The 473-nt window shown below is 58.1% G+C and carries 1 protein-coding gene; it reads right to left on the bottom strand.

From position 1 onward, the window contains the following. Positions 1-473 (bottom strand): coenzyme-B sulfoethylthiotransferase subunit alpha (locus tag CN933_RS32660; RefSeq protein ID WP_146032698.1); only part of this gene is annotated, 473 nt, incomplete at both ends.

Raw genomic sequence — 473 nt, 5'->3', positions numbered from 1 at the left:
CGTTCATGGCGTAGTTCGGGTAGTTCGGTCCACGGAGCTCGCCGAGTAATCCCTCGTCGGGACGGATGGACATGGAGTTTGCGGAACCGCACTGGTCCTGCAGGTCGTAGCCGAAGAAGCCGAGACGTGACCAGCCTTCCTTGTGCATGAGCATCGACAGGTACCAGCCGTTCAGGCCTGCGTTGGAATTCGCAGTTGCCATTGCAACGGAAATACCTGATGCGGCTGCAAGGACGGACGCACGCTGGGAACCGCCGAAGTGGTCCTCGAGAGTGGTCGGGTACTGCTCGTACTGCTCCATACCGTAGAGGTTGACCTCGGTTGCGATGTCGCTGACGACTTCCTGGGTCCCCTTTGCCTTTGCAATGCCACCGTGGTTCTTCTTGATGTAGTCCAGACCGTACTGGGTGTAGTCGTCGAGGATGTTGTCGGTGTATGCAGCGGTTGCATACTGGGTGAAACCGACACCACCT

Source organism: Sinorhizobium sp. M4_45, assembly GCF_002885915.1.
Taxonomy (GTDB): domain Bacteria; phylum Pseudomonadota; class Alphaproteobacteria; order Rhizobiales; family Rhizobiaceae; genus Sinorhizobium; species Sinorhizobium meliloti_A.
This window is presented reverse-complemented; position numbering and strand designations above follow the sequence as displayed.